Raw genomic sequence first — 489 nt, forward strand, 5'->3', positions numbered from 1 at the left:
CGCCGTGGCCTTCGGTATGCAAAATCACCACCAGCAGCATGCTGAACATGCGCAGCAGATCTATGCCGTAGTTTCGTTGTTGCTGCATGCAAATGTCCCCTTTTCTACCAAAAAAGCGACGGTCCGAACGCCCGGACCGTCGCCTTCTTTCTTCAATCAGCCGATGTTCATGTCAACTGCCGTGTTGATGCCGTTGACACGACCCGAACCGGTATACTGCCAAATGTTGTACTTGTAATTAAAGCTGAGGGTATCGCGGTACTGTGCGATCCAGATATTATACTTGCTGATATTCGCAAAGTTCAGCGCGTTATAGAACCAGCTTGCGTAGGAATAAACGCCCGCCTTGTAGCCTGCGTTGCGGATCGTCTCGCAGAAGGCCACGGCGCAAGCCGTACGCTCTGCAGCGCTGATGGCGTTGGCACGTCCGCCGGCCACAGACTCGGTGTCGTAGTAAACGCCCAGCGGCAGCGAGTAACCGCTGACCAG

Annotated in this window: 1 protein-coding gene; it reads right to left on the reverse strand. The window is 54.6% G+C overall.

Annotated elements, in window-relative coordinates:
- Positions 1 to 156 precede the first annotated feature (156 nt).
- The coding region (locus H6B10_RS15275; protein ID WP_275951093.1) for a GH25 family lysozyme at positions 157 to 489 on the reverse strand (333 nt) is incomplete at its 5' end.

The sequence above is a fragment of the Gemmiger formicilis genome (genome assembly GCF_016901605.1).
GTDB classification, from domain to species: Bacteria; Bacillota; Clostridia; order Oscillospirales; family Ruminococcaceae; genus Gemmiger; species Gemmiger formicilis_B.